This is a genomic window from Bradyrhizobium sp. USDA 3315 (assembly GCF_054056795.1).
In genome coordinates this window covers 142,157-161,815 of the sequence record NZ_JBSRYP010000001.1, presented here as the reverse complement: position 1 = coordinate 161,815, position 19,659 = coordinate 142,157, and the positions used below count along the sequence as shown (strand labels likewise).

General features: G+C 56.6%; 22 protein-coding genes and 1 pseudogene. 7 read left to right on the top strand and 16 right to left on the bottom strand.

Going from position 1 to position 19,659, the window contains the following annotated elements; translation table 11 throughout:
• Positions 1–372: 372 nt before the first annotated feature.
• Both ACVIYL_RS00650 and ACVIYL_RS00645 read left to right on the top strand, forming a co-directional pair.
• The gene (locus ACVIYL_RS00650) at positions 373–1,947 is read left to right on the top strand and encodes a hypothetical protein (RefSeq protein WP_456777438.1); all 1,575 of its coding nucleotides are present in this window, start codon (positions 373–375) and stop codon (positions 1,945–1,947) included.
• 12 nt (positions 1,948–1,959) lie between these two features.
• Positions 1,960–2,634, top strand: a complete 675-nt coding sequence (locus tag ACVIYL_RS00645) for an HAD family hydrolase (protein WP_456777437.1) — start codon at positions 1,960–1,962, stop codon at positions 2,632–2,634.
• Between the two features lie 16 nt (positions 2,635–2,650).
• On the opposite strand, the gene ACVIYL_RS00640 is transcribed toward ACVIYL_RS00645, so the two are convergent.
• From ACVIYL_RS00640 to ACVIYL_RS00625, 4 genes are all read right to left on the bottom strand, one after another.
• The gene (locus tag ACVIYL_RS00640) at positions 2,651–2,941 is read right to left on the bottom strand and encodes a hypothetical protein (protein ID WP_456777436.1); all 291 of its coding nucleotides are present in this window, start codon (positions 2,939–2,941) and stop codon (positions 2,651–2,653) included.
• A gap of 548 nt (positions 2,942–3,489) precedes the next feature.
• Entirely contained in the window at positions 3,490–4,005 is a 516-nt protein-coding gene (locus ACVIYL_RS00635) for a hypothetical protein (RefSeq protein ID WP_456777435.1), read from the bottom strand.
• A gap of 147 nt (positions 4,006–4,152) precedes the next feature.
• Complete coding sequence (locus ACVIYL_RS00630) at positions 4,153–4,395, bottom strand: hypothetical protein (RefSeq protein WP_456777434.1); 243 nt, start codon at positions 4,393–4,395, stop codon at positions 4,153–4,155.
• A 49-nt stretch (positions 4,396–4,444) separates the two neighbouring features.
• On the bottom strand, positions 4,445–5,284 hold the full coding sequence (locus ACVIYL_RS00625; protein ID WP_456777433.1) for a hypothetical protein: 840 nt from the start codon (positions 5,282–5,284) through the stop codon (positions 4,445–4,447).
• A 1,294-nt stretch (positions 5,285–6,578) separates the two neighbouring features.
• On the opposite strand from ACVIYL_RS00625, the gene ltrA reads away from it, so the two are divergent.
• Positions 6,579–7,904 carry a group II intron reverse transcriptase/maturase gene (gene ltrA / locus ACVIYL_RS00620; protein ID WP_456777432.1) on the top strand — a complete coding sequence of 442 codons (1,326 nt, stop codon included), beginning with the start codon at positions 6,579–6,581 and terminating at the stop codon, positions 7,902–7,904.
• Here the strand turns inward: ltrA and ACVIYL_RS00615 are convergent.
• The 4 genes from ACVIYL_RS00615 to ACVIYL_RS00600 all read right to left on the bottom strand — a co-directional run bounded on the left by ACVIYL_RS00615 (position 7,855) and on the right by ACVIYL_RS00600 (position 10,310).
• Entirely contained in the window at positions 7,855–8,277 is a 423-nt protein-coding gene (locus ACVIYL_RS00615; RefSeq protein ID WP_456777431.1) for a helix-turn-helix domain-containing protein, read from the bottom strand. The two genes, ltrA and ACVIYL_RS00615, sit on opposite strands and share 50 nt — an antisense overlap.
• Before the next feature lie 134 nt (positions 8,278–8,411).
• Positions 8,412–9,041: a hypothetical protein gene (locus ACVIYL_RS00610; RefSeq protein ID WP_456777430.1), complete on the bottom strand. Its 630-nt coding sequence runs from the start codon at positions 9,039–9,041 to the stop codon at positions 8,412–8,414.
• 20 nt (positions 9,042–9,061) lie between these two features.
• Positions 9,062–9,712, bottom strand: coding sequence for a hypothetical protein (locus ACVIYL_RS00605; protein WP_456777429.1), 651 nt, complete (start codon positions 9,710–9,712; stop codon positions 9,062–9,064).
• On the bottom strand, positions 9,693–10,310 hold the full coding sequence (locus ACVIYL_RS00600) for a DNA-processing protein DprA (protein ID WP_456777428.1): 618 nt from the start codon (positions 10,308–10,310) through the stop codon (positions 9,693–9,695). Before ACVIYL_RS00600 ends, ACVIYL_RS00605 begins: the two co-directional genes overlap by 20 nt.
• A 162-nt stretch (positions 10,311–10,472) precedes the next feature.
• On the opposite strand from ACVIYL_RS00600, the gene ACVIYL_RS00595 reads away from it, so the two are divergent.
• Positions 10,473–10,865 (top strand): hypothetical protein, encoded by a 393-nt coding sequence (locus tag ACVIYL_RS00595; protein WP_456777427.1) that lies wholly within the window; start codon positions 10,473–10,475, stop codon positions 10,863–10,865.
• A gap of 418 nt (positions 10,866–11,283) precedes the next feature.
• Here the strand turns inward: ACVIYL_RS00595 and ACVIYL_RS00590 are convergent, their stop codons facing one another.
• The 3 genes from ACVIYL_RS00590 to ACVIYL_RS00580 all read right to left on the bottom strand — a co-directional run bounded on the left by ACVIYL_RS00590 (position 11,284) and on the right by ACVIYL_RS00580 (position 13,864).
• Positions 11,284–11,868: an anthranilate synthase component II gene (locus ACVIYL_RS00590; protein WP_456777426.1), complete on the bottom strand. Its 585-nt coding sequence runs from the start codon at positions 11,866–11,868 to the stop codon at positions 11,284–11,286.
• Complete coding sequence (gene pabB / locus ACVIYL_RS00585; RefSeq protein ID WP_456777425.1) at positions 11,865–13,259, bottom strand: aminodeoxychorismate synthase component I; 1,395 nt, start codon at positions 13,257–13,259, stop codon at positions 11,865–11,867. Before pabB ends, ACVIYL_RS00590 begins: the two co-directional genes overlap by 4 nt.
• Before the next feature lie 110 nt (positions 13,260–13,369).
• On the bottom strand, positions 13,370–13,864 hold the full coding sequence (locus tag ACVIYL_RS00580; RefSeq protein ID WP_456777424.1) for a Dabb family protein: 495 nt from the start codon (positions 13,862–13,864) through the stop codon (positions 13,370–13,372).
• A gap of 766 nt (positions 13,865–14,630) precedes the next feature.
• Between ACVIYL_RS00580 and ACVIYL_RS00575 the strand changes: the two genes are divergently transcribed.
• Positions 14,631–15,305, top strand: coding sequence for a dethiobiotin synthase (locus ACVIYL_RS00575; RefSeq protein WP_456777423.1), 675 nt, complete (start codon positions 14,631–14,633; stop codon positions 15,303–15,305).
• 341 nt (positions 15,306–15,646) lie between these two features.
• Here ACVIYL_RS00575 and ACVIYL_RS00570 read toward each other — a convergent pair whose 3' ends face one another.
• The 3 genes from ACVIYL_RS00570 to ACVIYL_RS00560 form a co-directional block, all read right to left on the bottom strand.
• A complete protein-coding gene (locus tag ACVIYL_RS00570; protein ID WP_456777422.1) occupies positions 15,647–16,156 on the bottom strand; it encodes a hypothetical protein in 510 nt (169 codons plus the stop codon).
• 91 nt (positions 16,157–16,247) lie between these two features.
• Positions 16,248–16,454, bottom strand: a complete 207-nt coding sequence (locus ACVIYL_RS00565; protein WP_456777421.1) for a hypothetical protein — start codon at positions 16,452–16,454, stop codon at positions 16,248–16,250.
• A gap of 11 nt (positions 16,455–16,465) precedes the next feature.
• Complete coding sequence (locus tag ACVIYL_RS00560; RefSeq protein WP_456777420.1) at positions 16,466–16,711, bottom strand: hypothetical protein; 246 nt, start codon at positions 16,709–16,711, stop codon at positions 16,466–16,468.
• Between the two features lie 590 nt (positions 16,712–17,301).
• Between ACVIYL_RS00560 and ACVIYL_RS00555 the strand changes: the two genes are divergently transcribed.
• Both ACVIYL_RS00555 and ACVIYL_RS00550 read left to right on the top strand, forming a co-directional pair.
• Entirely contained in the window at positions 17,302–18,102 is an 801-nt protein-coding gene (locus ACVIYL_RS00555) for a hypothetical protein (protein WP_456777419.1), read from the top strand.
• Positions 18,103–18,777: 675 nt separating this feature from the next.
• A complete protein-coding gene (locus ACVIYL_RS00550) occupies positions 18,778–19,152 on the top strand; it encodes a hypothetical protein (protein ID WP_456777418.1) in 375 nt (124 codons plus the stop codon).
• Here ACVIYL_RS00550 and ACVIYL_RS00545 read toward each other — a convergent pair.
• Positions 19,149–19,421, bottom strand: coding sequence for a hypothetical protein (locus tag ACVIYL_RS00545; protein ID WP_456781976.1), 273 nt, complete (start codon positions 19,419–19,421; stop codon positions 19,149–19,151). The two genes, ACVIYL_RS00550 and ACVIYL_RS00545, sit on opposite strands and share 4 nt — an antisense overlap.
• Positions 19,393–19,601, bottom strand: a pseudogene (locus tag ACVIYL_RS00540) (integrase core domain-containing protein); the annotation flags it as partial. The gene ACVIYL_RS00545 and the pseudogene ACVIYL_RS00540, both read right to left, overlap by 29 nt.
• Between the last annotated feature and the right edge of the window lie 58 nt (positions 19,602–19,659).

The following is a 19,659-nucleotide window of genomic DNA, read 5'->3' as shown; positions in this document are numbered from 1 at the left end:
CGAAGAAGGGCACATTGATCTCGCCAACAGGTTGGCTGAGTTCGTTGATGTAAAGAATGCATCAAATGCGGCTCGATGCGGTCCTGATGGCGGTCCACGCACGCTGCCCTTTAACTCTTAGAACAGATTGAGCGTTGTTATTCATCAGACGAACTCGTTGTCCTTCAGACAGATTGTCGCAACACCGCCAGCTCAGTTGTCTGACAAAGGAGACCACGAGAGGTGGATCTCGACACCTATTGGTTTGATGTCCGGGCAAATTGCTAAGGGCATGGTACGAGGCTTGCTTAAGTGCGGGACTACATCTTCTTGGATCAGGAATACGTCCGATGGTGATGGATTCCGAACACGGTCGCTACGTGAAGGGGCAGAATGTCAGGTATCGCCGCCGCTTTTCTCTTGCCTTGGAGTAGTTCCCATCAGACAGTTTATGATCGGCTCCAGCACATGCTTCCAAAGCTCGCACTTCGCGGACAAGCAGAAGTCGCCGTCACCTCTTTCATACACAACCAAAGCGTTCGACATGGCGGCGCCTCTCGGACGTCCCACGAACTGTCTGGCATTCGCAAGAATAGGCATGATCTGGAGGTCAGCCCCCATGTTGCAATTGCCTTTATTAGCGGCCGAGTTTGCAGGCAGGATAGGAACGACGATCCATCAAATCCCAAGCGCTCGGCATCGTCCCGCCAACTGACAATGTCGGTAGACGGAGCGTTAGCAAATGGCCGTGAGGTCAGGGCAGAACTGATTGCCCAAGGTCACACCCGGGTTGGTCGGACGGATGCCGAACTGTTACTCAAGCTGATCGAGCATATTTGTGAGAGGGATTATTGGCGGCAAGGCGTGCGGGTCAAGTACGAGAACGTTTTCCGTGAAATCGATGAGCGCATTGATGGGGCTATCAGTGCGCTCTTGCTGGACCCAGAGGGAAATCTAGTTGCGTTCCGCAATAGATATGGTCTGCGTCCGTTGGAGTTCATGCAGACGGACGATGGATTCTTGCTCTTTGCCTCGGAAAATTGCGCCTTCGCCGGGCTTCGAGGCGAGTCTGATCAAATTCTGCCGGGCTATATCAAATATGTGGATGGCAAACGGGGGCATTGCCTCGACCGGCGCGTCAGTGTTTCTCAAGAAACTGCCAAGCTATGCGTTTATGAGGCCCTTTACCTCGGAAACCCGGATACGTCCATCGAGGGCCAATCTCATCGCGAAACTCGTTACAATATCGGCTTGTCGCTAGGTGATCTTATTGCGCAACGGATCTGCGCTGAGCAGGACCCAGATCCCATCATCGTCTCGTCCATGCCTCATACCGGAGGGCCCTACGCTGACGGGTTATTTTCATCTCTGGTAGCACGCGGCGTTAACGTCGAACGACGGGAAGTCATCGAGACGCAGTTCTCTGAGCGAACTCTCATCGGCCCAACCAGCGAGCGCAAGCATCGTATCGCGTGCAAGTATCGGCTGGCTTCGACTGACATTGGCAGACGCACAATACTCATTGCCGATGAAGCCCTCATTCGTGGCGATACCAGCCGGACCATAACGAATATGCTCCTTGCTGCGGGCGTCAAAGCTGTCCATTGGGCAATCGGCTCGCCACCTATCGTGGCTCCGAATTACTACGGCGTGGATATTGAGGCCATCGATGAACTGGCCTTTTGGCAGGCATGGAAACGGCTGCCCGCCCAACAGCAGAAGCAAAGCCTGCTGTTCAAAGACATCGAGCCGCGTGTTCTCCAATCGGTTGAAAGCAGAATCGCCGCCGCGATCAACGCGGCAACTGTGACTTACTTGCCCTTCTCCCGATTGTCCTCGTTGCTGCCGCGGGGGAGCGAGGGAGTAGATTTATCACCCTTCACATTCGAAATGCCAACTCCTGCAGGTCAAAGCCGCGCAAACAGAGATCTGCATAACCTTGTCGCTGACTACCAGAGCGCTGCCTGAGGGCTGAATATCATGAGGCCGGTTCTTGTTTTTGATTGGAATGGCACGTTGCTTGACGATGCCAGCGCACTCCTCCAAACGACGAATGCCATCCTGGAACGCTTCGGTCGCCCGGCGATCGATTTAGACACCTTTCGGGATCATTGCGATGTCCCACTGTCCATTCTTTTCCGAAACATCGGGATGTCAGAATCGGAAGTCGCAGCCGTAGATCGCGATGAGAGTGCAATCTTCCATGACACTTACGAGCCGCTGGCCGACAAAGCAGACCTACGCGTGGGAGCGCGCGCAATGCTGAAATGGGCTCGCCAGGAAGCGGCTTCGTCCATCATCGTGAGCAACCATATAGTCGCACCTCTTGTTGCTCAATTACAAAGGCTCGGCATCGATCGCTGCTTCAACGACGTCCTGGCCTTTGAAAGCCGCGCCACGCAGTATAAGACGATGAGCAAAGGGGAGCGACTCCGGCGGTATATGGAGCAAAACGATCTAAAGCCCGAGTCGACTTTCATTATCGGTGATATGCCAGTAGAAACCGATATTGCTCGAAGTCTTGGACTGATCAGCGTAGCCATTGCCGGCGGATTTGTTTCTGAGGCACGCTTAAGGGCTGCGAATCCGGACCACATCATCCACAACTACCACGAGCTATTACCGATCGTTCGAGAGCACGGCTTTTTCCACTAGCAGGCCGTTGAAGAACTCAGCCGCGTTCGCAAACGAAGGCTGAATCGTCGCCATTGTGGATGTAGAAGTGGCCAACGAGCCTGCCCGCAGTGCCGATCATGGCCCATCCGCGACCACAGGACGGATCATTCTCGTCGTGCCCCTCCCATGAGAACTCGGCGCAGGCCGATCCGTCGCGGGTGCCGTAGCGAGCATCCAGGAAGCCCTTGAGAGCCCCAAACGCTATTTCGCCATCGGACTTGCCACGGAAGGTGAGATGCGCCTCTCCGACAAGATCGAGGAAGTCGCGATGCGATCCGGCCGGCAAGTCGATTGTAGCTCGCACTAACTGCGTCGACACGGCCAGCGAGTTTCGCGATGTCGCTGCGGAGTCCTTCGGCGATAGCATTTATGCCGTCGAGAATCTTTTGTTCGTCCATGTGTGGTGCTTCCTTTGAGAGTCGTTGTGTTCGAAATGCAGACCCTGCAACTCTGCACCGCAGACTGACCTTAGCAGAGATTTTTCGCTCCGCGTTGTTACCCTGTGTAAAAACTCAAGATGCGCGAGCGAGAGAGGGTAACAATCGATGCCGCGTTGTGTTCGTCGCTCGGATGTTGCATTGTCGCGCTTGCTTTCTTCGCGCGTTGTGTTCGTCGCTGATCATAGAGAGCCATGTGGGCGGCCCGTTGCACGAGAATTGAATCTCCTCGTGGAGCGGGCCGTTCGCCCTTTTTATGAGAGACCGGGTAGCGATCGCGAATGTACCGACGCGACCGGGGCCTCCTGAGATCGGCGCTGTCACGCCATGCGACAGACAGCGCCGACAATGGCCGCCGACGCGCGGCCTCTATCTCGTTGGGGGGCTCAGTTGAGCGTCAAGCTCTCGGATCGCCTTCGTCGGCCTTTGTCGAGATGTCTGTCAGCGTGTTTACAACGTCTTGCCGTGTACGGGCTTCAGCCTTCGTAAAATCAAACTCTATATGTCTGCCGATTGCCGGCTTGTCGGGCTGATCTTTCGCGATCCGGGCGATATACCCCGCGCTCTCCTGGTACTGATAGTATGCCTCTGTAATTTTCTGAACCTCGATTGGCGTAAGCAATCCTAGATTCTGGATGTTGGCAATGTAGACCTTAAAGCTCTCGACTAGAGGGATCCAGATGAAGTCATTGTGCTCAACATAAGCGATCTCTGATCTCATCAGGTTCGCCAGACTTGTGAGTTCAGCTTTTAGCGAGGTGCGCAGTACGATCCGAGTGTTCTCGCGCAATCGCTTTTCCGTTCTCGGTGCTTGAAACGCGTTCCATCCGAGGCCCGCCAATACTCCGACGAAACCAAAGACGCCGGACACGATAGAAGGCAAGATCGAGATGGTGGTATTTTCTACTGTCATGACGGGTCCCCCGATCGAGTGGTCGCGCGCATCCTACACGCCAAGGTTTTACCGAGAAAGGTCGCGTTCAGGCACTCTTGGGGCACCTTTCCGCCCACGAGAGAGCCGCAGGCTTATTTCATGGCCCCTGAGGATGGACAGGAATCGTCATTGGATCGTCTCTCTGACCGCGACCGTGCATCCCTTTGCAACAAGCCGAGAGAGCGCGCCGTAAAAGCGGTCATTCGTCCAACTTCCGCCGGGCATGTCGCGTCGCACCTTGTCAGCCAATTCGAATGTGCTCTCGCCGTGATCAAAGTGGCACAGCTCCAAGAGTACGAATGCATCGGGGTCTCGCAGGCGCAGCTCTTCGGTGAAGAGCGGTGCGTCGGGGGTGATCTTCAGTCGCACCGGTCAATTTCCTTTCGGTGGATGGTGGTTAGTCGGTTTCATCGTCCGCCTATACATGACCGGGCGCAGCCGAATTATTGAAGGTCGGCGAACGTGCCCCAAGACGCTGCCCCATTATGTACGGCCAGCCGTGGTAGGCAGGGATGGCCGCGACACCGGCTTCGCCTTCTAGATCGCTTTCGAAGCATGCTAGCCAGTCGCCAAGCGATGGCACGCCATGATGCGGCGTCCTGTTCAGAAACGCCGTGGCAGCGTCCACGATGTCATGGGCCGCATGCCCCTTGCGAAGCAGCGCGTGCCAATGGATCAGCGGGTCATCCTCCCAGGTGCCGGACCAGCCATCGAGCTTCTTTAGCTCGTCGAACGCGATCGCTGCCTCCACCTTGCTCTGCCGGTACAGAGCGGGACTTCGGGGCAAGGGGAGTGGCCTGCGGGTGGTGGCAGACGGTGAAGTCCTCTGCGATCGATCGACCGCGCTGGCGTCCGCTGCGTCAGCAGCGTGACGACTGTTATCTTTCTTGGTTGAATCGGTACTTGGTAAAAGATCAGTACTTAGTAGTGACCTGTTTTCAGGCGTCGGTGTTTCAGGTGCCGGTGCATCCGGCAGAGCGAGAACGTCATAGTCGGCCGAGCCCCATCGTCCTGCGATGCGCTCTTGGATCTTCCGGATATAGCCGGCTGCGATCAATTCATTGATGGCGTTGCGAACGCGGTCCCTGCCAGCCTTGAAGCGCCGTGCAAGTTCCGTCTTCTGCACTATCCAGTCGCACGGCTTGCTTCGCAGGTAGGTGAAGAGTGCCAGCGCTTCGAAGCTCAAGCGCTCGTCATTGAAACAAGCGTTACCGATGACGGTATAGTTGGTCGTGAAAGTGTGCTGCACGATCGTCACTTGTCGTCCCTTCATTGCGTTCGAAAGGGAACGACCGACACGACGCTTGATAAACGGCGGCGTATGCTCTATGCGAGAATCTCGCTAGAGACTTCCGCAAGGGGGCGTATCCCTTGTGTTCACACCCGTCGGTTCACAGCCGGCGGGTGTTTCTTGTGTGCCGAGCATGACCGGCAACTTGGAGGTGGAAGTCCTCTATCCAGCCTGATGACGGTGAAGGATTAGCGAAGCGCAAGGGCGTCATCGCGAGGTGGGGTCTGAAGGAAGCGTGGAGCAAAGCCGCGGCCCGATGGACAAAAACCGGATAACGAGGCCTACCCGGCCGGACGAGCGAGCACGTGATCGCGAAGTCCACGGTCATCAAGGGCCGGGGTGGTAAATCCGGCGGGCGTGCGGCGAAGGCGGTCGATCTTACCTCGGGAGATCTGCGCTGCGTCTCGGCAACGAGACTGAGGTCGTCGTAAGGCGATCTGACCGCAGTGCAGAAGTCAGCAGAGGGCATAGTAGGCGGAACGAGTTTCGCCGAAGGCCTGAACGCTGGAAGTGACGAGTAGATGCAGCGATATCGCATCGGCCATGCGACTGAATTCCGGGCAACTGGCCTCGGAACGGCGGGAAGGGGTGAAACCCTGACTGACGCTGATCAGAGGAGTCGAAGCTGGCGCGACGATTGCTGACACCCAAACTACGGCGGCAACAGAACAACTCTTGCCGCTTAATCCAGCGAACCGCCGTATACGGACCCGTATGTACGGTGGTGTGGGAGTTGCGCCTTGCAAGCGCGTTGAAGTCTGCCGTCTGAGATGACGGCCGCGGCAAAGCCTAGCGAGCAGCCGCGAACCGAGTCTTGCGTGGCGTCCGGTAACGGCCGTTGCGAAGCGTAGACAGGGAGGTTGTAGGCCGGAATGAAGTGAACGGGAAAATAGCCCCGAAATCGAACGTGATCGGAGTAGCCGACCCTGTCTCTCAAAGGGGAAGGCGGAACCGCGGGCCGCGACAACGCGAGCGGTCAGAGGTGCTCCCGGGGTTCGTACCGCCAGCATGCAATCAAAGGAAGCAGCGTGAACAAGGGAGATCCATCCGGTTCAAGCGCAAGCTTTGTAAGACCTGCCAAGCCGCTGAGGTGAGAAGGGTCTGACGACCGGGTGGAAGTCAGACTGACCGATAGTACTCCGAGGACGGGAGAGCCGGCCACATGGGGAAGCGGTCAGCGGTAGTTGGATTGTTCTTGGGCGACATGGGCTCCATTCAACGGGAGTCACGGCCTTCTATTCTAAGAGAAGATCAGCTGACCATGGAAACGAAACTTGAACAAATAGCAGTGAAAGCTCGACGCGAGCCAAATCTTCGCTTCACCTCGTTGGCCCATCACATCACGCGCGACCGAGTGCAAAAGAATCTATTACAGATTCCGAAGCGCTCCGCCGCCGGGGTGGACGGACAGACGGTGGAGGCGGCGAAGGAGAGCTTCGAGGACTGGATGGGGCCAATGCTCCAATCCATCCATCGCCAGGGATATCGGGCGCCGAACATTCGGCGGGTCTATATCCCCAAGCCCGGTAAGACGGAGAAGCGCCCCCTCGGGGTTCCAACTGTCTCCGACCGGGCGCTCCAGCGCAGCACGGCTGAGGTATTGTCCACCATCTACGAGCAGGACTTCTTGCCCTGCTCGTTCGGCGGCAGGCCGAAGCTCAGCGCCCATCATGCCTTGGCGACCCTCAATGAGGTCATCGCCGGCGGCATGATCAGCTGGGTGTTGGAGGCGGATTTGAAGAACTTCTTCGGGAGTCTCGATCATGATTGGGTCCTCCGGTTTGTCGAACATCGAGTCGGTGATCCGCGCCTGATCAGCTTGATCCGGCGCTGGTTGAAAGCGGGCGTCTTGGAAGACGGAGCGGTGCACCCGAGCGAACAAGGAACGCCACAAGGCGGATCGATCAGTGTACTTTTGAGCAACCTCTACCTTCATTACGTTCTCGACCTCTGGTTCGAACGCGTGGTGAAGGGTCGGTTGCAGGGCGAAGCCCGACTGGTGCGCTATATCGACGACTTTGTGATCTGCTTCCAATATCGATCGGACGCCATCCGCGTACAGGAGGCCTTGCGTCTTCGGTTGGGGAAGTTCGGCCTCGCTCTAGAGCCGACCAAGACCAAGTTGGTCGAGTTTGGTCGGTTCGCGCAAAGACACGCGGGCAAACGCGGCAGAAACCGCCCGGAAACAATCTACTTTCTGGGTCTGACGCTCTATTGCACGCGAAACCAAAAAGGCAACTTCAAGGTTGGGATGCGCACCGAGAAATCTCGGCTAAAGCGCAGCCTTATGTCTCTGCAGGAGCTGATGCGGCGAATACGGCATTACAAAATCAGTGACCAGGCCGGTGAAATCAACGTCGTCCTGCGCGGCCACTATGCCTATTACGGCGTCGCCGGAAATCTCCGGAGTCTCGTAAAAGTTTATCGGGCCGTGGAGCGTTACTGGCGCGGAATGCTGCGCAGCCGCAGCTGGGCAGGCGGCCACCTCACTTGGGACGCCTTCAACCAAATCAAAGAACGGACACCGTTGCTGAAGCCTAAGCTGCGCCTTCCTTATCGGGAGCTGCAGGCGCTTGCGGTGCTGTGAACCAACTGTCGAAGAGCGTCGGTGCGGGAAATCCGCACGCCACGTTCTGTGGGAACCGGGGGCGGGCGACCGCCTCCGGTGACTCGGTGGGAGGGGCTGCGAGGCTCCCCCTATCCCGATTCTCAGCAATGCAAATCCCGAGCGACGGGGGTACGCCCGCCGCTGAGCGCGGCCTTGACTTGAAAGCGGGCGGGAGGTCCCGCAACCACTGCTCAAGATCAGCGCGCAGGATGCGAACGTGGCGGCCGCATTTCTTCGCTGGCAGCTCGCCAGCCTGCATGGCGCTATACAGATAGGTGCGGCTGACGTTGGCCGCCGCGCAGGCTTCCTGGATCGAAAGCGCGAGGGACTGTTGCTGTGGTGACTCGTCCATGTGACGCATTGCTCCGCCCGATCGAAACCGGGATTGATATGATGGCAATGAACTTCTGGACGATGTCGAGATACCCGGAAGCGGTGGCCGACTGCAAGCGCTATCCTGCAGCCAGGGCTGCATTCAATCGGTATCTAGCCGCCGGCAACGTAGTCGCGTCCCAGCCGGTCCCGCAGCTTTTGCACGAGTGCTCTTTTTGGCTTGAGATAGATTTCAGCCATACGCTGCGACAGCTCAGCGAGATCTGTTGCGACGTCGCCGAGGGCTGAGATGAAGTTCACCAAGTCCTCAAATTGTAGGGACGAGTGCTTCTTTGACTTTGCTCGGGTGTCGAATTGGTTAGGTTTGAGCGACGGATATAACACCTCTTCCTCTTCACCCGCCGCTACAGCTTCGAGGAATCCCTTGCCTGCATGAACCTCCTGGTGAGCCAAGCGAACACGAGTGTCGTTTAGCTTCCTAAGCTGCTTTGCGATCGCGAGCCACTGTGGGCGCTGGTCTTGATACTGTGGATCGTTCTCGAAGAGTTCGTCGATAATCGAGAGCCAGGCATGAAAGTTAATGATCGAGTAGAAAACGAGACCTGCCTTTTCGAATGTCGTGCGCAGCAGAATAGCGCCGACGGTAACGAGGAGACCTTCGTTCCGGGACCATGCCGAAATGCCCTTGCCGATAGTGGTATAGTAATTTTCGTTGAACTGGCGCTGCAGCTCTTCAAACTCGGCAATTTCTTCTTGGGTCGGCTGCTCTTCAGACTCCCCCATAGCTCAACCGCCTTTATCGGTCACCGGGAGACATCAATGTCTTCGGCGTAAAGACCGACCGGATTCTTGCGCTGCTCTTTGGTCGATCGACCGAACGTGCAAGCGAGAACGACGGGGCTATCGGTCTCATTGTGCAGCCGCCAATGGGCGCCGATCAGGTGGCCGCCACCGGTGCAAACATCGTCGAACAGGATGATGGGTCCCTCGATCTCAGCAATGACTTTGTAAGCATCCTCAAAGTGCTCTGGAGCGCGCGGGCCACCTTCGCGAGACTTCTGCTGCACCTCCTTGAAGACCAGCGCAGGTTCGACTTTGAACAGCCCATTGCTGTGTTCCGCGATCTTGTTTGCAAGCTCAAGCGTTTTAAATCCCGCCGTGTCGGGCGCCATCACATGGGAATTAGGTATTGGGACGATCGTAGCGGCGGTTTCGTAGTGCCGAAGAATGTTGGCGCTCAGCGCTCTCGGCACGCGCGCGACGAATTGTTGAACCGTCTTCTGATCATACTTGCGCCACTTCCCACCAACCTGGCTGCTGAAATACCCCTTGATCGGGTCGCCTTTGATTGCTTTCACCATCTTGGACGCGCGATAGTCTTCGGGACGCCATTTGACATCCGTGTCCGTTAGATAGGCGCAAACGCTGATGAGCTTAAGCTGGGGCAATGGCATTGAGCACGTCGTCGATCGACGACAGGACTCCGACCTTCGGTTTGCCAATGAAGTTCTTTGGCCATGACAAGGCGGGATCGTCGACTACGGATTTAGCGATGAACAACCAACGGCCGAGGCGTCCGCACTCGGCAGCTTGATGCAAAGTCCCGGACGTATCGGAAGCTTCGATAATCACGGTCGCGTCGCTGACGGCGGCCATCACTCGATTCCGTACCGGAAAGTTCGACCGGAACACGCGGTCGCCTTCTTTGAAGGGCGACATCAACAGGTGATGGGCGTAAATTTGCTGCTGAAGGCTCGCATTCTCGGCCGGGTACGCTTTGTCCAGCGGCGTCCCGATAATAGCCGCAACATTGCCGCCGTGATCGATAGCCGAACCCAGCGCGGCGGTATCGACGCCTTTGGCCAGACCGCTCACGATTGTTACACCACGCTTGGCGAGTTCGCGCGCCAACTGGGACGCGCGTTTCCACCCCGCGTCGGAAACCTCTCGGGTGCCGACAATTGACACCGTCGGGGCGTCGAGCAAATCGAGGTTGCCGGCATAGAATACGGTTGCCTCTCGTCCCGTCGCAGCGTCGCGCAGGAAATCCATCTGCCTCTCTTCGAGTGACGGTCGGCCGATACGTTTTAGAAGCTCCGGAAAGGGATAGGCGTGCCGCTGGGGCGGAGGCGTGTATCCACTTCTGCGCCGTGAAGAGCCGGCGGGCGTCGAGCCGCGAGTTGCGTGGAGGGACATGCTGCGAATCCGCAAGTGATGGTTTCAGAGTTTACCGGCATTAACGCTTGTGTTCATGGTTTTTTCCTCGTCCGGCGGCAGAGCCAGTTGACGCAGGGGCTGACGCTAGGGCAGGGCGCGAAACGCGCCATAAAAGTAATAAAAATCAATAGCTTATGTGGATTCGTGGCGGAAGGGGTGGGATTCGAACCCACGGGCAACCGGTCAACTTCCATGTTCCGTGCTGCGATTCAGTTCACGATTAATGCGATCTTTAACCCGTCGGACCGCAAGAATTTGCAGCCTGGTTCGGGTCTTGCCACTGATCCTCTTGCTATCGACCTCAAAACTGTAGCGCCACTCGCCGGGGAGTGCTTCGCGAATGCTGAATTGGACACCTCTATGTTGCATGAATGCTTTCAACCACGATGACAGACGTTGCAGCTACAGCCGGCGTCGTCGAGCTGCAGATCGCTGTAGGAATTCCTCAATCATGAGAGCGCCGACTTGATATCGAAGAGGACCGCCGATCCGATTGGACCGGCGGCCAAGTCAAGGGAGGAAACGCCCGCTAGGGCAGCGGTAGCGATACTACCGCCTAGGCACCGCCAATCCCTTGGCGGATCTCGAATAATGGTTTGCGAGGAATCAGAAGAAAACCCGCCTCTCCCAATGGAGGTCATGCGAAGAGTCGATGCGTCACCAGATAATTCAATTGAGGCTGTACCAAAAGAGAAACCTGCGTACGCAACGTACTGATTGGGTGTTTCGCTGTGTCGTTATGTCTTGCCCATGGCTCTGCAAACCGATTCGCGAATACCCTGCTCGCCGTTCGATGGAGGCTCCCCCCTCACACTTTAAAATTGGCGGCTAATCGCAAGAAATTCCTAAACAGCACGGGCCCTTGCTGAGTAAGGACGGACTCCGGATGGAACTGCACGCCATGGGTCGGATGCTGCCGATGGGACAAACCCATGATCTCTCCTTCATTCGAGCGGGCTGTCACCATGAGATTCGGTGCGTGTGATTGATCCAGTTCGACCGCCAGAGAATGGTAGCGCCCGACACAAAATGGCGACGGGAGTTCCTCGAACAACCCGCGACCATAGTGTCTTATCAGCGAGCCTTGGCCGTGCATGGGACGATGTGCACGCACCACCCTTCCGCCGAAAACGCGTCCAATACACTGGTGACCCAGACAGATACCAAGGATTGGGACGCGTCCCGAGAGTTCCCGGACAACCGCGTTGGATATGCCAGCCTCCATTGGCGTGCAGGGTCCGGGCGATATGACGATTGCACTAGGCTGGAGCCCAGCGAGATCAGCCACGCTGATCGCGTCATTTCGGACCACTTCCGTCTGTCCGCCAAGCTTGCGGAAATAGCGCGCAATGTTGAATACAAAGGAATCGTAATTGTCGATGATGACAATCAAAATGCACCGGTTGGATCGACACCGAAGGCCTGAAACAGTCGTTTTGCCTTGGCAAGCGTTTCCTCATATTCGGCTTCAGGATCCGACATCGCCGTTATTCCGCCGCCGGCATGAAACACAGCCACGTCATCGTCGATCACAACGGTGCGGATCGCAATGTTCGTGTCCATGAATCCGTCGAATCCGATGAAGCCGATCGCCCCGCAGTAGACCTCTCGTGCCACTTTCTCGATGTCTGCAATGACTTCCATTGCTCGCACCTTTGGAACTCCGGTCACGGAGCCGCCCGGAAAGCAGGCGCGAAGCAGACTGACGGCGTCTTGGTCTGCGCCAAGTGCGCCTTCGACCACCGACACAAGATGGTGCACGGAGGCATAGGATTCCAAGTTGCAAAGAGCTGAAACGTCGACCGAATTGTCGGTACAAACGCGTGAGAGATCGTTGCGCAGCAGGTCGACGATCATAATGTTCTCGGCGCGATCCTTTTCGGAGGCCAAAAGGAGCTCCGCCCGGAACCCATCTACCGCAGAATCGGCGGAGCGCGCGATTGTGCCCTTGATCGGCCGTGTTTCGACCTGCCGTCCGTCAAGTTTCAGAAATCGCTCAGGAGAGCTCGATGCGATCGTCAGCGCGTCATATTGTAGGAGTGCCGCAAACGGGGCTGGGTTCAAAGAGCGGAGCTGGCAATAAAAGGTAAGCGGATCGAACAGGGGGGAGACCTTGGCACTGAAGCGTTGTGCGATGTTCGCCTGGAATATGTCTCCAGCGAAGATTAAATCGATGACACGCTGGACGGCCGCTTTGAACCCTTCCCGGCTAAAATTCGAATGCCATTGACCCGCGGTGCAAGGGATTACGATCCGCGGCGACTTTGGCCTGGCAAGCAGTGCTGCAAACTCGTCCGCGCGACGACGCGCCCGCTCGGCCCGTCGAGTGGACTCCTGCTCCGGCCAGCCGGTCGAGACGATCCAACACTTCTGATCGGGGTGATCGAAGCTGACCACCACATCGTAAAAATGCAGTATTGACTGGGGTAACCCGAGACCCGGAATTGACGGTGCCGGCAACTCCTCCAGTGTTCGGTTCAGATCGTAGGCAAGAAAGCCGGCTGCGCCGCCCTGGAATGGGGGGAGATCCGGGCGATGCGCTTCCTTGTATCTGGCAAGAAGCCCGCGGAGGGCCTCCCATGGATTTCCTATAAGGGCCTGTCCATTCCAACTTGCCTGTCCATCGGCGACGAAATATGTGCCGAACGGCTCGCAAGCCAGGTATGAGTAACGTCCGAGCAGCTCATGCTCTGCCGCGCTATCGAGAAAGGTAAGCTGCGGCCGCTGCGCAAAGCAGCGCAGCGCCTTAATAGGCTCAATCCATGGCAACTCGCAGACGTGCATAGTCTACCTGCTACGACGACCGGCAGGCCGTGAGGTCCGCGCCCCAATTGCCATCCCAACGAGGGCTATTTCCGCCCGACACGTACAAAGTCCTGCGACTGATCATCAAGCTACTCACGACCAACTGGTCCGCTGCGCCGAGCGACTTGCCCCAGGCCTGCCGTTCCTGCGAAATGCACGTCTGTCGACAGCTCATAGTCAGCGGCAAAGCGCAACTCCCGGAGTGGTCGTACGCACCGGATCGCTTCCTGATATAGATGGTGCGCCTTGTACGCAGCAAGATCCGCCTCGCTGTCGAACTCACCATACACCACGACATCGACATCATTGCCGAGCTGGTCGCTCTTGCGGTTGCGGGCAATCTCGAGCCGGCGCGCATACGTGATTGAGGTGAGAACCGAGAGACCTTCGATGATTCGGTCGAGATCGGCTTTTTCCTTGGCTGTGAAGAAGACGATATGACGGATCATGGTGGCCGCAAAAGTGACGCCGTAACTTGGTCCCGTTCTTATCTCGGGATTTAGCTTGAGGCAATGCTGACGGGCTTTGACAGCCGGAGCATCTTTGACATCGATAATGCCGCGAATGTGCCGCAGCGCTCGCACTTGAGCAGGATCTGAGAATTGTCGTGCCCAATGGTCCGAACGTAGCTTACGTATAAAGGTGATCGAGGTGGCGCGCTCTGAGCTCCTGTAAGGGCGCTGCTCGCGACCTCGACATCAAACAATGTCGGAACTCGTTCCGTTGGAAAACAGACACTGGGTGCATACCAACCAACACCCAGCGAGGCGTCGATGTGTTATTTGCAGGATCATGGTGATTGATTACGCGAAAATCTACTGGGGCCGCCCGCCATCGATAAACTCGCGTGCTCAAGTCAAACCTGCAAAAATCCCGTCGAGTCACGGCTAATATGCCCCGATCGGCTATTTTCCGACAGATCAGGTAAAATCACCCACAATCGCACAGCTGTCGCTCGAAGCGGACCGTTCTGTATCTATTGGGATACACCCAGTGGCTCGTGAGCATCTCCGTCCAATCCGGACAATATTTGCGCGCCGATAACAATCTTAACCTGCCACAACGCATCAAGCGCAACTCTAGGAGGGAGCTGTCGTGCCGGCCGACCGTCTATAGTTGGATGTAACAGTCCGCATTCGGAGCTTTTTGAGACGGGTCGGTGGACGCCAATCACGACGAGCATCCCGGGTATATCGCACTGCTGTTCAGCGTTGAGGGGGGGGGCGATGCACGCAGCAGCATCGATGAGCAGTCGTTGCTAGATCCGGAAGTTGAGGGCACCGGCGTGAACGACTTGCGAAGAGTAAGCGGTTTTTGCGCCGGCGCCCGCTGCATATAATGGAGAATGAGGTGGGCACAACGCTTGACAAGAGATCAAGATCGGCGAGCCAGCAGCGGATCGCGGTCACGGCTACAGGCGCCGGCGTCGGAAAGACCGTGTTCTGCGCTGGGCTCGTCAATCTCCTTGGCGCAAAGTTCTGGAAGCCGATTCAGGCCGGCCTCGAAGGAGAGACGGACACCGAGTGCGTCGCTCGGCTTGCCAGTCTTCCGCCGGATCGCATTGTGACTGAGGGGTACCGACTGCAAACGACCGCTCGGCCGCATTGTTCCGCGGAAATCGACGAGGCTCGCATTAAGCCCGAATTGCTGGATGTGCCGGACACCGGAGGACAGCCGCTCGTGATCGAGGGGACCGGGGGACTGATGGAGCCGCTGAATTGTGGTTCGCTTTACATTGACCTCTTGGAGAGGTGGCGAATTCCTGTAGTGCTGTGCACCAGTACAACTGCGAGCACAATTAATTGTTCATTGCTCTCCATAGAGGCGCTCCGAAGGCGCCAGATCGACATTCTTGGAGTTGCCTTGATTGGCGAAAAGAACCCGGACGCCGTGAGAGCGATTTGCGAGATTGGACGGGTGCGGTGGTTGGGGCGACTGCCATGGATTGCGCCTCTGTCGGCAGATAGCCTGGAAGCTGCGTTCAAGGCCTCGTTCTTGCGTGACGATTTCACGTTACGGCGCTAACGAAGAAGTTGTTAATCTGGCACTCAACGTGCCGCTTGCAAAATGACGAGAGCAATCCAAGCCAATAGTGCTTATCTTTTAGCCGGAAGCGTTACCCGCCGGTCGACCTGAAGACCATCGCTGGCGGCCATATTGCGTCAAAGGGCAGGCCTCTGCGCTTCCCCTCCCTTGCTATTTCGGCTTCGACGGCTTGGCAGGGGCTTCGGGGCGACTGCCTCGTGTCGGTTGCACAGCTGGCATCGGTGCCTTCGCTGGCTTGGTTGGCAAGACGGCTCCCTTGTGGTCGCCAATAACCCTATGTCCTCCTTGAGGAACATTGATCTTCTTGTCGCTCATTGTCTCTAGGCCTCCTTGCCTTGGCTTAGATAGATCGAAAAATAGTCCTGGACCTCTTCATCGGCTCGCTTTTCGAACCTCTTATTGTTCGGCAAGCCGGCGGCCGGAAAGGCCTTCTGCACGGCCGCGAGCTTGCGCTGCTTCAAGTCGAACCGTAGCTCGTGGATATCCTCGTCATATAAGCTGCCCGAACTCACCCGAAACCAGCTGTTCTCAGCTGCGAGACTGATTGCATTCAGATCCTGGGAGAGGCCTGTCAGCGCTCGCAAACGGTTCTTGTAGGGCAGATACTCCTTGACCACCTGCAAGACCTGGGAGGCAGCAACGATGGTGGCCCAGAGAAACGAATACTCCTTGAAAATGATCCAACTTCCAATGGATGAGCTTGCCGCAATCGCAAGCGCTCCCTTGATACATCGGTCGATCGTTTCAGTGCGAGCGAGGCAAAGATCAACATAGCGAGCATCGCGCTTGAGAGTGATCATTTCTTGCCAATAGAGGCGCTGCATCTCCATGCCTCGGCTATCCCCAACTCAACGTCGTCCTTCCTCACCTCGATCTCTTTTCGACCAGGGTGGTGGACAACGTTGGTACTTGGGGATGACCTCAATCCTTGCGGCGGTTGTATGGGCTTTGATTTGTCGGACTGAGCGATACGCCCTCGGACGAGGCTTTATTGTAAACTGCGTCCGCGGTTCGCCCAAGTTTCAGCCCAATGACGCGAGTTGGGGTATTGTTCTTTGCGAGCTGCTTGAGTTGCGTCACATCCTGAGAGGTCCAGGGCTTGCCCGTATTGCGCGTTGATTTTGCCATTGGAGCGCCTCTCAGTACCGCGGCGTCCGGGTACCGAATGTTCCGTTATTGGGATTGTAATTGCCGCGAGTGCCGTAGTTGTCGCGCTGGGTGCTATTCGGGTTCGTAGCGGTGTAGGGCTGCACATAAGTGCCGTTGCTGCGAGTATAACCTGATACGCCGTGGCTGTTGGGATTTGAGCCGGTCCCCAAGTATTGAGCTTGCGAGGTGCCGGCCACGCCAACCATCAGCCCTACGCCAATAATCAATCGGATCATCTTACCCCCTTGGCAACTTGTTTCATGGCATACAATCGCAGGTTTACAGAACAATCAAAGCCCTACTTTTGAGGGGGCGTAACTCGACGGGTCGGTGTATGGGGCCGTGCAGTGGCCAATCGGCGAGAGATATCCAGATCGGGTCAGATGTTCGCTCAGCAGTGCTGGTGAAATCCTTCAATGATCGCGCTCGGCCGAAGAATTCGAGCATTAACGCGACACTCGGTGCGCTCTGTATCTTCCTCGAGAGAAAACGGCAGCAGCTCGCACGCCGTGATCGCGTTTCTGGCGCCAGGGTACCTCGCGCCCGTCAACGAAATCCGCGAGAGACTGTCCGAGCGAACCCGCCCCGCACATTTCAACATCCCGCTTTTGTCCGAAACGTGCAGTCCTGTGGCGGAGACGCAGCAGCGGGTTCATGAAATCCAATAAGACAACGTTTGCTGGTTGCGCGCTCAGATGGAAAAGCATTCGATAACAACCAGTTTTTTTGATCAGGGTTGACCGGAGTGGCCCTCGGCTCCTCCAGAAGCCTGCACACTGTAAAATTCTAAGCTCGGGGATTTGGCATGTTGAGGCCAGGAGCCAATTTGATTGCACTTTTCGCTGGTTGTGTGCTTGCCGGATGCGGGTTGCGCGTCCCAGAGATCCGCGATTTTCCTAACGGTGGGTCATACGCCTCCAATAATGCCTTGGTGCAGGCGATCGTTCGAAGCGTTCATTGCGAACTAGAGGATGCCGTCACCAGGGTTCTCAACGCAAGAGCCGGTTCGTCTGATGCGCTTTTCTTGCGCAAGTGGGGCGCTCAGGTCGCCCTCACTATTCAGCTTGAAGAGAAGTCGACCGCTAATCCGACAGCCGTTTGGCTCCCTCCGTCACCACCTTCGTCGATCTTCAGTTTGAGCGGTGCATTCAATGGATCGGCAGACGCGACTCGCGTGGATAAAGTAAACTTCTATTACAAGGTGAGCGAGCTCTATCTGGGACCAAACGGAAGATGTGAGCGTGACACCACGGCGCCGACGGACTCACTACTGATTCAGAGCGACTTGAAACTGGCAGAGTGGCTCGACGCGATGGTCAACGGCGTCGCGACAGGGCAAATCACAAGCGTCGCGAAGCAAAATGTGCTTTCGCACCAAGTAACGTTCGAAATCGATACCAGCGGAAGCATTACTCCTGCATGGAAGCTCGTGAGAGCGACGTTCAATCAGAGCGGCAACTTGTTGTCGGCTTTGCGCAATCGCAAGCATGACCTCGTGGTGACCTTTGCGCCGCTCGACAAGACACAGAGCGGAAATTTCCTCATCCCGATCGGCGAAAGCACGCACATTGCTTCGCAGTTGACCAGCGGCATTACAACCGGCTTCAAAAGTGCCCTGGGCCAATAGAATTTCTAACGTAGATCTTTGATCGGAGGGTAATAATGGCCAAAAAAACGAGAAAGCAGCGCGCTGTCAAGACAGCAAGAATAACCAGCGCGGAGGCCGTCTCCGACTCTCTGTCGGATGACCCAGCAACGAATGCTTTGGTTGACCGAGTTGCGCGTTGTAACAAACCGCCGCTCAAATGGCTCAAGCAAGCTGATGGGTCGTGGCTGGAATGCTCCCTTCGGTCAGACTGCACCTACGGCAACTGCCACGAGGTAAGTGCCAATGAGGTGCCACCCGAAATCCGCAACGCTTGAGTCGCGCCGCGTGATCGGACTGCAGCAGGCGCTCACAAGCCGAGCGAGCTCATGGTCCGGACATATTCGGGCGCTGAAGGCCCAATTTGGTAAGTCGTTGATCAGCGGCTTTAGCGAAGCGATCCTGCCATTTTTATTCCGGATAGATGCTGGTCGTTCGGTCCTGAAATCAACTCTTCCTCGAAGCGTGCTCGATGTCACTAATGCTCCGATACCTACCGACCAAATATCGCAGCATAGTGAAGCGATGCGATAGGCCAAATGCCGAAGCGGTTTATCGGAAGCCCCCAACGACAACGCCATGACATCGTGATGTTCAGAAGCGCCGTTTTTGTTGCGCCGGCTTCTAGCTGGCTTGACTTTTTATTGGAGCACACCCATGGCAAAAGCACTCTTTTGGGGAACCCTTTTGTTCGTCCTGGCCATCGGCGGGCTATCCTATTTCTATACTCGAGCTTTGAACCAGCTTCAGGCGGACAGCGAAAAAATCGCTCAGATACGGGCAGACTACGAAACGCGATTACAAGAGCTGCAGAAGAACCTAACGGTCGAGCAAACGAAAACTGTGGCCGTTCCGACGCAGACCGTGACAACGGAATGCAGGTCACCCAACATTAATCTCGGAGGCATCAAGCTTCCGCCCGTTTGCACCCCTGTTGTCAAAACGACCACCCAGAACGTCCAGCAGGTTGTGAAAGTGGAGGATGCAAAGGTACGGGCAGAAGGCCTTGGTACGAGTTTGCGCAGCAATTAATGAAGCCTGTCATAAGCATCATCGTTCTTATTGTGAGCCTGATCATCATCCTCTCGAAGAGATACAATGCCGATCAAGAAAAATGGGCTTTCGGCTCCCTCGGTACAATCATTGGTGTGTGGTTGAAGTAGTTCGTTGCGCGTGGCGTGGCGAAGATAGACAAATTGTGACCTTGCCCCCGAATTGTATCCAGTCCTGAGTTCGTCCTTGCCGTTGGATTTGCCCGGTTGGGGATTGAAGCGACGGGGCTGACGCGGAGCCTTCGGCATAGCGCAGCGCCCATCCCGGCGCGGGTGGCAGGTCATCGCGAACTCGGACGGGGTTCTCCAGCCAAGCTGCGAGTGTGGTCGTGTATCTTGTCGTCGGCCCGCCAACATCTATGTGAAGCGGGCTTGTGCCAGTGACGTGAACAACGTCTCGTTCAACAGCCCATGCCGCCGCCGTCCGTTGATGGGGAAGACGGCTCCGCTCTCTCGGCGCCAGCGATATACAGTCAATGCACGAACC